The 13,830-nt window shown below is 47.2% G+C and carries 14 protein-coding genes and 1 pseudogene; 6 read left to right on the top strand and 9 right to left on the bottom strand.

Annotated features, from left to right (window positions below):
* Positions 1-102: 102 nt before the first annotated feature.
* Together hpxO and uraD are read left to right on the top strand one after the other, a co-directional pair.
* Positions 103-1,293, top strand: coding sequence for an FAD-dependent urate hydroxylase HpxO (gene hpxO, locus KME11_03860; protein MBW4514340.1), 1,191 nt, complete (start codon positions 103-105; stop codon positions 1,291-1,293).
* Between the two features lie 5 nt (positions 1,294-1,298).
* Positions 1,299-1,790, top strand: coding sequence for a 2-oxo-4-hydroxy-4-carboxy-5-ureidoimidazoline decarboxylase (gene uraD, locus KME11_03855; GenBank protein ID MBW4514339.1), 492 nt, complete (start codon positions 1,299-1,301; stop codon positions 1,788-1,790).
* Between the two features lies 1 nt (position 1,791).
* Here the strand turns inward: uraD and KME11_03850 are convergent, their stop codons facing one another.
* The 3 genes from KME11_03850 to KME11_03840 all read right to left on the bottom strand — a co-directional run bounded on the left by KME11_03850 (position 1,792) and on the right by KME11_03840 (position 4,507).
* Entirely contained in the window at positions 1,792-2,826 is a 1,035-nt protein-coding gene (locus tag KME11_03850; GenBank protein MBW4514338.1) for an AI-2E family transporter, read from the bottom strand.
* A gap of 3 nt (positions 2,827-2,829) precedes the next feature.
* Positions 2,830-3,936 carry a 3-dehydroquinate synthase gene (gene aroB / locus KME11_03845; GenBank protein MBW4514337.1) on the bottom strand — a complete coding sequence of 369 codons (1,107 nt, stop codon included), beginning with the start codon at positions 3,934-3,936 and terminating at the stop codon, positions 2,830-2,832.
* A 79-nt stretch (positions 3,937-4,015) separates the two neighbouring features.
* Positions 4,016-4,507, bottom strand: coding sequence for a hypothetical protein (locus KME11_03840; protein ID MBW4514336.1), 492 nt, complete (start codon positions 4,505-4,507; stop codon positions 4,016-4,018).
* Between the two features lie 124 nt (positions 4,508-4,631).
* Here KME11_03840 and KME11_03835 point away from each other — a divergent pair, with 124 nt between their 5' ends.
* Positions 4,632-4,724 carry a cytochrome B6-F complex subunit VI (PetL) gene (locus tag KME11_03835; protein MBW4514335.1) on the top strand — a complete coding sequence of 31 codons (93 nt, stop codon included), beginning with the start codon at positions 4,632-4,634 and terminating at the stop codon, positions 4,722-4,724.
* A gap of 170 nt (positions 4,725-4,894) precedes the next feature.
* Here KME11_03835 and KME11_03830 read toward each other — a convergent pair whose 3' ends face one another.
* From KME11_03830 to KME11_03815, 4 genes are all read right to left on the bottom strand, one after another.
* Positions 4,895-6,478, bottom strand: coding sequence for a B12-binding domain-containing radical SAM protein (locus KME11_03830; GenBank protein MBW4514334.1), 1,584 nt, complete (start codon positions 6,476-6,478; stop codon positions 4,895-4,897).
* A 156-nt stretch (positions 6,479-6,634) separates the two neighbouring features.
* Positions 6,635-6,994, bottom strand: coding sequence for a cupin domain-containing protein (locus KME11_03825; GenBank protein MBW4514333.1), 360 nt, complete (start codon positions 6,992-6,994; stop codon positions 6,635-6,637).
* 18 nt (positions 6,995-7,012) lie between these two features.
* On the bottom strand, positions 7,013-7,261 hold the full coding sequence (locus tag KME11_03820) for a hypothetical protein (protein MBW4514332.1): 249 nt from the start codon (positions 7,259-7,261) through the stop codon (positions 7,013-7,015).
* 15 nt (positions 7,262-7,276) lie between these two features.
* Complete coding sequence (locus KME11_03815) at positions 7,277-8,857, bottom strand: B12-binding domain-containing radical SAM protein (protein ID MBW4514331.1); 1,581 nt, start codon at positions 8,855-8,857, stop codon at positions 7,277-7,279.
* A 269-nt stretch (positions 8,858-9,126) separates the two neighbouring features.
* Here KME11_03815 and lexA point away from each other — a divergent pair, with 269 nt between their 5' ends.
* The 3 genes and pseudogenes from lexA to KME11_03800 all read left to right on the top strand — a co-directional run bounded on the left by lexA (position 9,127) and on the right by KME11_03800 (position 11,037).
* Positions 9,127-9,732, top strand: coding sequence for a transcriptional repressor LexA (lexA, locus tag KME11_03810; GenBank protein MBW4514330.1), 606 nt, complete (start codon positions 9,127-9,129; stop codon positions 9,730-9,732).
* A gap of 190 nt (positions 9,733-9,922) precedes the next feature.
* Positions 9,923-10,673: pseudogene (locus KME11_03805) on the top strand (cation:proton antiporter).
* A 163-nt stretch (positions 10,674-10,836) separates the two neighbouring features.
* Positions 10,837-11,037 carry a hypothetical protein gene (locus KME11_03800; protein ID MBW4514329.1) on the top strand — a complete coding sequence of 67 codons (201 nt, stop codon included), beginning with the start codon at positions 10,837-10,839 and terminating at the stop codon, positions 11,035-11,037.
* Here the strand turns inward: KME11_03800 and KME11_03795 are convergent.
* On the bottom strand, positions 11,027-12,871 hold the full coding sequence (locus tag KME11_03795) for an N-6 DNA methylase (protein ID MBW4514328.1): 1,845 nt from the start codon (positions 12,869-12,871) through the stop codon (positions 11,027-11,029). The genes KME11_03800 and KME11_03795 overlap by 11 nt on opposite strands.
* A gap of 1 nt (position 12,872) precedes the next feature.
* Positions 12,873-13,667 (bottom strand): PD-(D/E)XK nuclease family protein, encoded by a 795-nt coding sequence (locus tag KME11_03790; protein ID MBW4514327.1) that lies wholly within the window; start codon positions 13,665-13,667, stop codon positions 12,873-12,875.
* Positions 13,668-13,830: the final 163 nt, after the last annotated feature.

The following is a 13,830-nucleotide window of genomic DNA, read 5'->3' as shown; positions in this document are numbered from 1 at the left end:
TCTGCGCAACTTTCTGTCTTAGTCAGTCTTAGTCAGTTCTTGTAAAACAAATTGGTTGCCAGGAGAGTGATATTAATAGGGCTAAGAATTAGAGGAAGAAGCATGGAAAATTTGAAGGCGATCGTCATCGGGGCTGGAATTGGCGGATTGACGGCTGGGGTGGCGCTTCACCGGGCAGGGTATCAGGTAGAAATTTACGATCGCGTCAGTGAGCTACGTCCGGCAGGGGCGGGGATTTCACTGTGGTCGAATGGGGTGAAAGTCTTGAACAGCCTGGGATTAGGGAAAGCGATCGCTAAAATTGGCGGACAAATGAATCGGATGCAATATCGATCGTTGAGTGGAGAACTGCTTAATAATATTCCTATTCAGCCGTTAATTGATGAAGTCGGACAGCGACCTTATCCAGTAGCGCGCACGGATTTGCAGCAGATGTTGCTGAATGCATTTCCAGGTAAAGTGCGGCTGAATGCTCGGTGCGTGGGGGTAGAAGAATCTGAAGAGAGCGTGACGGCAATTTTTGAGGATGGACATCGGACGACGGGAGATGTTTTGATTGCGGCGGATGGATTGCGATCGCGGTTGCGGCAATATGTGGTGGGGCAAGAGGTGCAGCCCCGATATGCAGGATATGTCAACTGGAATGGACTGGTGACTGCTAGCGAGGATTTAGCACCACCAAATTATGAATCTCTAGACAGTAGGTCTTCAGATACCTGGACGATCTACGTCGGGGAGGGAAAAAGAGTTTCGATGATGCCTGTATCGGAGGGTCGCTTTTATTTCTTTCTAGATGTTCCCTTACCGCTAGGAGAGCCTGTTACGGCGGATCAATTTGTGGCAGAATTAACGCAGTTTTTTCTGGGCTGGTGCGACCCCGTTCAAGCATTGATTCAGCAATTAAATCCTTGGCAAACGAACCGCATTCCAATTCACGACATTGAGCCGCTTCAGGGCTTAGTACGAGGAAAGGTGGCACTATTAGGAGACTCTGGACATGGGACAACGCCTGACTTGGGACAAGGAGGCTGTCAGGCAATGGAAGATGTGAATGTGCTGGTTCGGTACTTAATAACCACAAATTTGAGCGTGGAAGATGCATTGAAGCGGTATGAACTAGAACGTAAGCAAAGAACGAAGGATTTAGTTCTGAAGGCACGGAAAAGAGCCGATCAAATTCATGGAAAAGATTGGCAGATTACTCAACAGTGGTACGAACAATTGAAGACTGAACGACCTGAAGAAGTAACGGGGGCGATCGCTAAAACTATTTTAGGCAGCGCATTGCGGTAACCACTATGAACCTTAGTCAACTAAACAGTATGGAACTGAGTAAATTTGTGGCTGTGTTGGGTGGAGTTTTTGAAAATACTCCAGCGATCGCTCAGCAGGCTTGGGAGCAACGACCGTTTGTTAACGTAGAAGCCTTACATCGGTGTATGGTTGAGGTAATGAATCGGATGAATGCAGATGAGCAGGACACATTAATGCGATCGCATCCTGACTTGGGCAGTAAGGTCAGCATGGCAGAGGCTTCGGTCAAGGAACAGTCCAGAGTTGGGTTAGATCAATTAACCTCGGAGGAATATCAGCAGTTTCAACAACTGAATTGCTTATACCAGGAGCGATTTGGGTTTCCATTTATTGTTGCGGTTAAAAATCATACCAAAGCCAGTATCTTGGAGGCTTTTCAAACTCGCTTAGAGAATTCTCTAGAGGCAGAACGATCGCAGGCACTTGCTGAAATCGTGCAGATCGCTCGATTTCGTTTAGATGAAATGCTGGGTTAGCTCATGCTGCTTTTTCCATATTTCTCATTGCCTCACTTGTGCTTTTAATGGTTGCAGCGATCGGTAATGCCAACACAACTCCAGTAAACCCTGCTACTCTGCCGCCTAGAAGCAACGCAATCACAATCCAAATCGGATTGAGCCCTGTAAATTCACCTCGAATTCGCGGCGCAATAATGTTATCCGTAATTTGCTGAAACACCATGCTAGAAACGACGACTTGGACGGCTGCGAAAGGGCCCTGTAAACCCAGGGCAAGGAGTGTTACTAGCCCAATTCCTATCGTTGCCCCAAAAAGCGGAATCACCTCAAATAAGCCAATCAAAATGGCAAAGAGTAGGCTGAATTTAATGTTAAGGATGAGGAAAGTAGGTAGTACAAGGAAAAACATTGCCAGTGCCAGAAGCAGTTGCGTTAAGAAAAATTGGTGAAATTGTTGTTGTAATGAGGTACTTAAAGCAACTCCTAAACGCGGGGGAAGCAGTTGGATCAGCCCGTGCCAAAATCGATCGCCATACAGCAACATGTAAAACGCCAGAACGACAAGAAACGTCGAACTAAAAAGCTGCCCTAAGGTATTGATAGCAATTCCTGGTAAAAGCCCCACAATGCCCTGAATTTGTAAGGTAAGCTGGTTAGTAATTTCTACCAAATCTAGGCGGAGATTGCGTTCTAGAAGAAAATCTTGAAGCCATTTAAAGTTGCGATCGCCCGCCTCCACCACGCTGGGCAAGCCTTGAATCAGTTGCGTCGCCTGATCCACGACGATCGGAATCAGCGTTATCCCTAACGTGATTAATAAGAGTAAAAATAAGAATAAAACGACCAGTACTGCTTGTGTCCGATTGAGGTTGAGGCTTTCTAGAAAGCGAACCAGATAGTCTAAAATCAGCGCTAAAACTGCGCTCAAAATAGTAAAGGTGAGTAGTCCTTCAAGGTAAATGAACAGTTGCCCCAATACCCAAAGATTTAAGAAAATAACTGGTCCACTTAATCCGTAAAGTAAGTAACGTCGGTATAGTTCGTTAAGACGCATGAGTTAAAGGGATCTAGATACGACATTGCCCAAGACTTTGCGGATCACCGGGTCATCGGCTTGATCGGTGACAATAGCTGCACCAATTTTAGTGGGTAAGACAAAACGAACCTTTCCTGATTTAACCTTTTTATCAGTTTGTAAACTTTCTAAAATTGCTCCAATTTCCAACCCTGCGGGTAGCTTTGTAGGAAGTCCAGTTTTTTCGAGTAAGACCTGCTGACGATCGGCTGAGGACTGCTCCCATAGCCCTAGCTCAACTGCAATTTGCCCAGCGGCAACCATTCCGATCGCCACACCTTCACCATGGTTAACAACTCGATACCCGGTTAAGCTTTCGACTGCATGACCAATCGTGTGCCCATAGTTCAAGATTGCCCGCAGCCCTGCTTCTTTTTCATCTTGGCTAACCACATGGGCTTTTGCCTGACAGGAACGGGTCAGAATAGTTTGCAGAAGTTCTTCACTAACGTAGCGCTGTTGGTCTAGGCGGTTTGCAGCTTCTAGCTGCTCAAATAAATTGGTGTCCCAAATCACGCCGTATTTGATTACTTCTGCCATGCCTGCCCGAAATTCTCTGGGGGGTAAGGTACCTAAGACTTGAGGATCAATTAAGACCAATCGCGGTTGATGGAATGCACCAATGAGATTTTTGCCCTGGGGATGATTAACGCCCGTTTTGCCGCCAATGGAGGCATCCACCATCGCCAAGAGAGAGGTTGGCACTTGCACAAAGTTAATGCCTCTGAGCCATGTGGCAGCGGCAAAGCCTGCCATATCCCCTACCACGCCACCCCCCAAGGAGATAATGGTAGAAGAGCGTTCTAAACGCTGGGCAAGGGCTGCATCGTAGATTTTTTGAATAGAAGCAAGCGTTTTATAGCGTTCTCCAGCAGGTAGAATGCATGAGGCAACCTGAAATCCGGCTGTAGTGAGGGATGACAGGAGGGTATCACCATATCGCCGAAAAATCATTGGATTGGAAACCAGCAGCACTTTTTTGCCAAGATTGAGCGGCTGCATCCAGGTGCCTAGATACTCTAGCCCATAGGAGGCGATCGCCACCTCATAGGACTGCTGCGGTAATTCGACTGTAATGACAGATTTCATTGCCTACTCTCTGAAAACCCTTGTGGGCTGATTTTACTGCACAACTGTCTTGTAGTTTGCCGCCCATGATAGCTTTACGTCAATTCAGCAGCTTGCGATATCCCATATAGCCAATGCCTAACAAAACTGCCAAAATCAACAAAAACGAGCTAAACGGCATGTAGGAAAAGAACACAATGTAAATCCTAGATGCCATCCAAGAGAACACCAGGTAAATGCACCCCATCATGGCAATTCCTTGCAAAGTCCGAAAGGCTGGAATTTGTTGCAAGGGCATTCGCAACTGCGAGAGCCAGAGAGAGGTACTGAGATGGTACAGCGGTAAGACTAAGAGAAATACGTCTGCTTGCTGAACAAGTTGTTGCCAGCCGCCGGTATTGGTGACATAGGCTAGATAGCCAATTAAAAAAAGGAGACTAAGCACCGACAGCGACAGGTTAGCACTGAGTAAAAAAGGTTCTTCGTCTTGACCCGGAATGAGACGACACGCTAAGAAGGTTACCCAGGGAGTGGCAAACATCAACAGGATAAGGGGAGTACGGTATTCAGTGAATAAAACTTCTAAGGTCATCGATTCTATGGGTGTTTAGACAGACTGAAAGGAGGAACTTGAGTGTGTCTATTCTATGTCCTACCCTAAGCGGTCGAACAAGTGCTTGAATATAGATATGGAAAAACTTAATGGAGAAATATAAATGGCTGTACTCACTTATTTCGCTTTATTGGGTGGGGCTTTCGGTTTAGCAATGGGGCTGATGTTTGGGCTACGGGCAGCCAAGCTAATCTAGGGCATAATTTTCTAAAAGGGCTAATTTTTGGGTTTCATACCGAAAAATTAGCCCTTTTTAATATTTGAAAAAATGACCCTGCAAGAGTTGAATTAATGGAAGGGAATAGAGTGAACTATTTTGACTATTTTGGATGAGCAGAGTCACATCTACTCATCCAAAATGATTAATTAACTGGCGATCGCCCTGATTTCTTCCGTCGGGGTTTCTTTGACCACTTTTGCCTCTTCTGCTAAGTATTGAGCCAACTGGCTTTCTAGCTGATCACGCACAATCACTCGGTATTCCAAGAAATGTTCGCTAATGGCGCAGATCGAGAGGTAGTGATCCCAGACGCGGGGATTGTGGCGAAGAATACCGATGAAGTTAAGCCAGAACTGAAACCGAGTTTTGCGCACTACGCCTTGCCGCCAAGCAACTAGCAACAGCGCCCGAATGCTAACCCAACTGACTTTACGGAGGGAGGATTTGTGTTTGGGGGTGCCTAACTTGAGGAAGTGACGATAGGTGCGGTTAAGATAGACCATTGGATCGTACAGAGTCCAGAAGGCATCAATGAACTCGCGGGTGATTTCTTCAATCGGGCGGGTTGGCTCGAAGTTCATCAGCGTCGTATTGTTAATGTTGCCATTGCCGCGCATTCGTCCTTCTTTGATCAAGCGATGCCAAAGCGCAGTATCGGGTAGAGCTTGCAACATGCTAAAGAAAGCGGTAGGGATGGCGGTTTTTTCGACGAAATGAACGATGCGATCGCCTGCTCCCTTCTTCTCGCCATCAAACCCAATAATGAAACCTGCCATGACGCGCAACCCTGAAGCAATAATGCTGTCTACCGCTTCCGAGAGAGAATCTCGCGTATTTTGAAACTTCTTGGTGACCGCAAGGCTGTCTTCGTCAGGAGTTTCGACTCCTAGAAAAACAGCGTTGAAGTTACAATCTACCATCAAGTCCATCATTTCTTGGTCTTGCGCCAAGTCAACTGAGGCTTCAGTGTTGAAGTGAAAAGGATAGTTGTGGGCTGCCATCCAGGGCTTCAGTTCCTTTAGCAGGAGCTTGACATTGCGCTTGTTGCCAATGAAGTTATCATCGACCAAAAAGATAGTGCGTCGCCAGCCTAGTTCGTACAAACGCTCTAGTTCTGCCAAGAGTTGTTCAGGATTTTTGGTGCGAGGCTTGCGCCCATATAGCACAATGATGTCGCAGAACTCGCACTGAAAGGGGCAGCCGCGCGAAAACTGCACCGACATATTATCGTAGGCATTAAAGTCGAGAAGCTCGAAGCGAGGCACTGGGGTACCTGTAACATCTGGCTTTTCACCACCTGACCGGAAAATGCCCTGAGTTTCGCCTCTGGCGATCGCTTCAATAAACATGGGCAATGTAATTTCGCCCTCATCCAAAATCAGAAAGTCGGCTCCGGCTGCTTCTGCTTCTTTGGGTAGGGCTGTCGCATAAGGTCCTCCCACAGCAACGCTCTTGCCTCGGCGCTTGGCTTCTTGAATTTGAGCCAGGAAATCTTCCTTCTGAACAATCATGGCGGAGATAATGACTAACTCTGCCCACTCCCACTCTGCTTCGCTGATGGAGCACACGTTGCGATCGGCTAATTTGAATTCCCAGGTTTGGGGCAGAATTGCGGCAACAGTGGCTAAGCCGAGGGGTGGCATCAGCGCCTTGCGATCGACGAGTTCAAGCGCCTTTTCAAATGACCAAAAACTTTTCGGAAACAGGGGGTAGAGTAGCAGAACTCGCATCAGTTTCAAGCCTCACACGTAGCTGTTTAGGTCAGAATTTCATTAAAACTCAAGAACGCAAGTGAAAGCTTGCGAGAGCCCTTAAGTGCATAGATGAGTCTATCATGACCCTTCTTAAAGGGCAGACTTGATTATTCCGCCCTGAGAAGTGTCACATTAGATTTTCTGTAGTTGTGCAACTGTTAAGTTACTTTCAGCATTGCCTGTGTTTAGGGTTGTAGCAGGTTCAAACAAAAGGACATGAACTTCTTCTTCAGCAACTGGGCGATGCTCAACTCCATGGGGCACAATGATGAATTCTCCGGCTTCGAGCCAAACCTGGCGATCGCGGAATTCCATCCGAAAGCGTCCTTGCACCACCAAAAACAATTCATCTTCTGTATCGTGATGGTGCCAAACAAACTCACCTTGAAACTTAACGAGTTTGACCTGCTGCCCGTTGAGTTCGCCCACAATTTTAGGGTTCCAGTGATCAGCAAATACTGCTAACTTCTCGGCAAGATTAACTTTTTCCATTTTGCCAGCACCTTAGATTTAAGCGTCATCGGGTAACGTCAAAATTTCGTTCTCAACTAGCTCTGGAAGATCTTCTGTATGAACGTGGATATGGCAAATAGATCCTGTAAGTTCAGCGAGAAGATCGCCTTTTTGATCGGCTGTTAGGTTAGAAAGCTTAAGTTGACTGAGCAGAGAAAGCACATTTTCACATTCTTCCCCCAGATCATCCAGCAAAGTGGATAAAGTTGGATTTACCTGTAGTGACTGAGCAGTTTTAGAGATCATTTGCCGCTCTCAAAATTAAACTAGCACCTCTACATCTTGACTAGCTATTTGAACCTGCTCTTCATGGGCTAAAAACTCTTGAAGCTGTTGTTCAATTTCGTCGTTAACAATTTGACGATACTCCATGAAGTGCTCGTTATGGGCACAGACCGAGAGGTAGTGATCAAACACGCCTGGGTTGTGGCGAATGATGCTAAACAGGTGATGCCAAAACATCCAGCGGGTGTTGCGCTTAAGACCTTGCCGCCAGCAGACAGTCGCTAACGCCTTTAAGTCTATGAGACTGGGGAACTTGAACGGGGCTTTATGGCGGGGTGCGCCTAGCGTCAGGAAATGGCGATAGACGCGATCGAGGTAGGTTTTGGGTTCGTAAATGCGGCTGAAGGCATCAACATATTCGCGGGCGATGTCTTCGAGGGGACGGGTGGGGATGAAGTTCATTAACGTGGTTTGGTTAATGTTGGCGTACTTGCCTGCCCGTAGCCTGCCTTCTTTTTCCAGGCGATGCCAGAGGGCGGTGTTGGGTAGCGCCTGCAACATGGCGAAGGTGGTGGTGGGAATGTTGGTTTGCTCGACAAAACGAACGATGCGATCGCCAGCCCCTTGCTTTTCGCCATCAAAGCCAATAATGAAGCCCGCCATAACTCGTAAGCCCGTTTTGGCGATCGCTTCTGCCGATTCTGCCAAAGAGCCACGGGTATTTTGAAACTTCTTAGTCATAGCGAGGCTATCCTCGTCAGGGGTTTCAATGCCCAGAAAAACTGCGTTGAAGGCACAATCTACCATCATCTCCATTAGCTCTGGGTCTTGAGCCAGGTCAATCGAGGCTTCGGTATTAAAGCTAAAGGGATACTGATGTTCCTCTTGCCAGACCTTCAAATCTTTGAGCAGCAGCTTAACATTTCGTTTATTGCCAATGAAATTGTCGTCCACCATGAAAACGCTGCGCCGCCAGCCTAGCTCGTAAAGGCAATCGAGTTCTTTAAGAAGCTGAGCCGGATCTTTCGTGCGTGGTTTGCGACCATACAGCACAATAATGTCGCAGAATTCGCACTGGAAAGGGCAGCCGCGCGAAAACTGGACAGACATAGAATCGTAGGCTTCTAGCTCCAAGAGGTCAAACCGAGGAACCGGGGTACCTGTCACATCGGGCTTTTCCCCATCTGAGCGGAACATCCCCGATTTTTCGCCACGTTGAACGGCTTCGACAAACATCGGCAGAGTAATTTCGCCCTCATCCAAAATCATATAATCTGCTCCGGCAGCCATCGCTTCATCAGGAACAGAGGTTGGATAGGGGCCACCCACAGCCACTAACTTTCCGTGACGTTTTGCCTCTTTAATCTGATTCACTAAATCATCTTTTTGGACAATCATTGCCGACAAGATGACAATATCTGCCCATGCCCATTCAGCCTCAGTAACGGCTCGAACGTTGCGATCGACCAGTTCAAATTCCCATTCTTGGGGCAAAATTGCCGCTACGGTGACTAAGCCTAGGGGCGGCAGCAATACCTTACGATTAACCAGTTCCAGAATCTTCTCGTATGACCAGAAGGTTTTGGGAAACAAGGGATAGACTAGCAGAACTCGCATGATTGTTAAACCTCTCACCGTTGTTAAGATTCTAGAGGAAAGATGACGGTTTAGACAGAAATTAGGTTGCGTTAAGACCGAGCCAGCGTTTGAAGCCTTCTGCTCAAGAGGTTATTAAAAGTTCTTGCCTCTGGTTCATAACCCTGAAACTAGCTCTAGTACAAATTATCAGGAAAAGGCTGAAAAACGCTTCAGGGTGTGGTACGCTTGTTCTTAAGAGAGAGTACCACAACTCTATGTAAGCTTTATAAAGTAATTATCAAGCAACTATGGACACCCTAACCGAAGTTCAACAGCAGCTTTATGACTGGCTGATTGACTATATCAAGCAGAATCAACATTCTCCTTCTATTCGACAAATGATGCGGGCAATGGGGTTGAAGTCTCCTGCGCCTGTGCAGAGTCGCTTGGAGCACTTGCGCACGAAGGGATACATTGATTGGACGGACGGAAAAGCCCGCACCATTCGGATCTTGAAGTCTCAAGGGATTCCTATTTTAGGGGCGATCGCCGCAGGTTCGGTCGTCGAAACCTTTCCAGAAGTGAATGAGGAACTCGATTTTTCTAGTTCTATGCTGCGCCCTGGCGACTATGCTTTACGGGTGCGGGGAGACAGCATGATTGACGCTTTAATTGACAGTGGCGATGTGGTGATTATGCGTCCGGTTCCTGATCCAAAGTCCTTGAAAAATGGCACGATCGTTGCTGCTCGAGTTGGAGATGATGGCTCGACCTTGAAGTATTACCATCGGCAGGGAGGGCAGGTGAGTCTGAAGCCTGCGAACCGCAACTATAAGCCTATTGATGCCCTTGCTACAGAAGTCGTCGTTCAAGGAATGTTGGTGGGTGTATGGCGGGGTTATAGTTCACTCTAGAGACTGGCTAGGCAGTGAGCTTTTGGAAGCTTCCTGAGGGGCAACCGTTAGGAGGGCGATCGTGTGCAAAATCGGCGGCTTGACTAGATTCACGACTCAGGCACAAACTGTACTGAATGCTTTTAGCGTTTTGCATCTGCGTTTTGCATCTTCCTCAAGCTCCAGGGTACTTCTTAGATTATGTCAACCCTTGTCCTTGTCTTACTTCAAGTCCCTTTTGGTGATTGGGCTATCCCGATTGGTAGAATTAGGGTTCCGTTGGCTGTGTCAGCCCCTGGTCATTGGTGAAATTGTTGCTGGGATCATGTTGGGGTCATCATTGTTTGGATTGGTTGCACCCGGTTTATCGGCGGCATTGTTTCCACCCGAAACAGTGCCGTCTTTAAATGTGCTGTCACAGATTGGGCTAATCTTTTTCGTGTTTTTGATTGGGCTGGATCTGAACCCCAAGTATTTGCAAGGGCAGATACAGACAGCGATTTTGACTTCCCATGTCAGCATTGTGGTGCCGTTTTCGTTGGGAACTATTTTGGCGGTGTTGCTGTACCCGCAAGTCTCCAATGCAGATGTTTCGTTTACGGCATTTGCTCTGTTTTTGGGAGCAGCTATGTCTATCACGGCATTCCCTGTTTTGGCACGAATTATCACAGAGAACAATTTGCAGGGAACTCGGCTGGAGGCGCTGGCGCTAACTTGTGCGGTGGTGGATGATGTGACGGCTTGGTGCTTGTTAGCAATGGCGATCGCTGTAACCCGCACCAATAGCATCGTAGCCGCTCTGTCAACGTTGCTAGCTTCGGTGTTTTACATTGGGTTTGTGCTAACGCTAGGGCGATCGTTTCTACAACGCTTGTCGAAGTATTATGACCGCACAGAGAAAGCTAACACAGTTTGTCCTGGCTGGGATTTACATGGGTGTGGTAGCTTCGGCGGCAAATTAAGGTATTGCGTTTAGTTGAGTCGAAGCAAGAGGAAGGACATTGAGCATGGAAAGTACAGGCTGGTTGGATGTTTTGGCGGGAGGAGTGGCGATCGCCATTCTAATTGGCGGCTTAGTGATGCTATTAAGTGGCGTTTCTGCGATGGATCGAAAGTGAGGAAATTGTGCTGACTGATTTGTTGTTTGACCCGCAGCTTGCGCCACAGTGGTATTTAGTTCCGTTGATTCTACATTGTTTCATGGGCGGACTTGCGGCGATCGCGGCTCATAAAAAAGGCTTAAACCTCCAGCGCTGGATTATCTTCGGCATGATTGGTGGAACGCCTGCTCTAATCGCCGCAATTCTGGCAAAACCTAAAGCTTAGCGCGTTCAATCATTTGAATCTCTAAGTCTGTTAGCTCGTAGAGTTGATATACAAGTTGATCGATCTGATGATCAAGTGTTTGCAATCGGATGGGAATGGTTTCTGTAAGCCGCTGCCTAATAAGTTTAATCATGAGTGCAGGGTTCTTCGGTAAGCAAATAGGAATTTGTCGAAGCTGGGGCGAACCAATCCGAAGATAATTACCTTTCAATCTATTTCCACTAAAGTAACTCTTCAAGTAGAAGCTGATGAGACTGCTATTGAGAACCCCTAAGAGAGGGTATAGATCACAGGTTTGAGATGAAAAAATGATAGAGGTTGACTTTCCTGCCAGGAAGGAGCCATCCTGATCGATCGCGCATTCTAAGCGTTGAGTCATGCCAGAAACAATGATTTTCGGTTGTTTGGCTTGCTGTAGCCGCTTGGGTGGCAGGCGATCGCATTTTACAATCACAGGATACAAGTAAGACTGTCCCAAATATCGCATTGGTTTTTTGCCCCACAAGAAACAGTAGGGATCGATTGTGCCACTGTTCACCATTCGCAAATGATGATTGCTCTGTCCTTCTGCTTGAGGCTGTCCTTCTTCAATCAATTCCTGCATGGCGTAAGCTTCCGCAACCGTTGCCGCTCCATTCACTTGGGCGATCGCCTCCAGCTTAGGAAAATGATCTCGAAGGCGATCGAGGAGTTGGGACTGCTGAACCGTAGCGGCGATTACCCACACTGCGCCGGGTTCCTTTTTTTCTAGCGGCATAGCTCTCTTTTTAGCGACAAACACTAATGGATAAACTGCCGCTTCAAATGCTGCACTTCGGGAGTAGTCGTGAACAGTAATGATTTGGCTAGCTGTTGCTAAGAGCGATCGCGCTCCAGAGGCATAGTCTGCAGAGGCTAATTTATTAGGCACGACCAGGCTGATTAACCCATTCGGTTGACATAATGTTAAAGCTTTTTCAATAAAAATACAAAACAAATCCCAGTTTCCAGTAGCGCTCTTGTAATGGTGGGTGCAATACTGTCGCCAACCGGGAAGATACTTCGTCATCCACTCGGAATCTACGTAAGGCGGATTACCGATGATAATATTAAAACCATTGGATCGTAAAATATTTGGGAATGCTTTTTGCCAAACTAGAGTTTGGTTTTGAGAAGAATTATGCCCCTCAAAATCCTCACTAATCACTGCGTTTCCACAATGAATATTACGCCTGAGATCGGGCAGGGGTTGCGGCGATGGAGGCTGATTTTCTAGGAGTTTGAGGAGGAGGGAAAGCTGCGTCACTGTGACAGCCTGAGGGTTAATATCAACGCCGTGAATGCAATCTAGCAAAATTTGTTCGCGTTCTATGCGGCTAAGCGATCGCCCCATGTTTTGCGATCGCCGATCCAACAATTCTTGATAAGCTGCCAGCAGAAAGACACCCCCTCCACAAGCCGGATCAAGAACAGTAGGCAACCCTCCTTGCCAAACCCTCACAGTATTTTTAATTACAAAATCTACAAGCTGTGTTGGAGTGTAATAGGCACCGTCTGTCTTTTTTTCGGTCGGATTATGGCTTAAAATCTGCTCATAGATTTCCCCTAATCCCTTAGCATTGATATCTGGAATGGGTGGAGCTTTAATTCCGTGAGTAGGTTGTTGAGGAACTTCAAATCCTGGCAAAGATACTGGGTGCCTTTTGCAAACTTCGTAATAAAGCGTATCTAAAATGTGGCTCTGAACGCGCACGTAGAGTTCAGTCGGGGTTAACCCCGACTCTTGTGTCATTAAATCAGCTGCGATCGCCTTAAACCAAGTATTGACCCACTTCAACGAGGTCGGCTTCACCATGTTAAATACTTAAAACCAACTGTAAACCCTGCTGTGGCTTTGTGTCTTCGGGCATGGGCTCAGGATCAGGGCGCATGGCGGGGCAATATCGCGCGTACGAACAGCGATCGCACTGATTGCTGGGAAACGGAGTCCAGCGCTGATCTTGGCGCAACTCAACCGCTAGTTCGCAAATCACTTCCTCTACCCGTTGGCGATGTTCGGGAGTAGCTTCAAAGCTAATTTTCTCGCCAGTGCGCAAAAATAGCAGACTCATGCGCTTGAGTTGGCGTTGGTAGCGCTGTTCGAGTGCTAAGTAGTACAAGCCAATTTGTAGATCAATCTCGTCGGGTTCGGCGTAATCAACCTCCTTCGCAGATTTGTAGTCGATTAACTCTAAACCGTCGTCTAAAAAATCAAGGCGATCGTAACGCCCCGACAGTGAAAATTCCAGGTTCTCAGCTTGCAGCGTGCCCTGAATTCTACCCTCTATGGCAAGGGGCTTGCGCATGGCAGACTGATTGGCAATAAAATCTTGGTAGTAACGACTGAGGATCGATCGCCCTTCGTTAATTTGGTTAGAGGTTAAACTATGAGCTTGCTGACTCCAGCAATACTCAATCCAATCCAAACGAGGAATCGCATCCTGGTAGTGCCAGTCTTGGTAAATTTGCGCCAAAGCCTGATGGAGAGAGGTTCCCAAGACTGCCGAACCGAAAAACGCAGCGCTTTCGATGCGGCGTTCGTAGCGAAAATAGTAGGCACGGGGGCAACGGTAATAGGTTTGGAGCTTGGCGGCAGAGAGAGCGTAAGTCATAGTTTCTGAGATGATTTGGGCAATCTTTGCTGCTGGGCGATCTCTTTGAAACCCCCCAAGCGGGTCGCCTATCTGCAAAGTCTATCGAAGGGATGGTTCTATAATGGCACCAGATATAGGTTTATAACAGGTTCTTTTGTATTAGTTTTTTCCATATCTAGCG

Origin of the sequence: Timaviella obliquedivisa GSE-PSE-MK23-08B, assembly GCA_019358855.1 — a bacterium.
GTDB lineage: Bacteria > Cyanobacteriota > Cyanobacteriia > Elainellales > Elainellaceae > Timaviella > Timaviella obliquedivisa.
The sequence above is the reverse complement of the archived record's forward strand: the minus strand, read 5'-3'. Positions and strand labels throughout refer to the sequence as shown.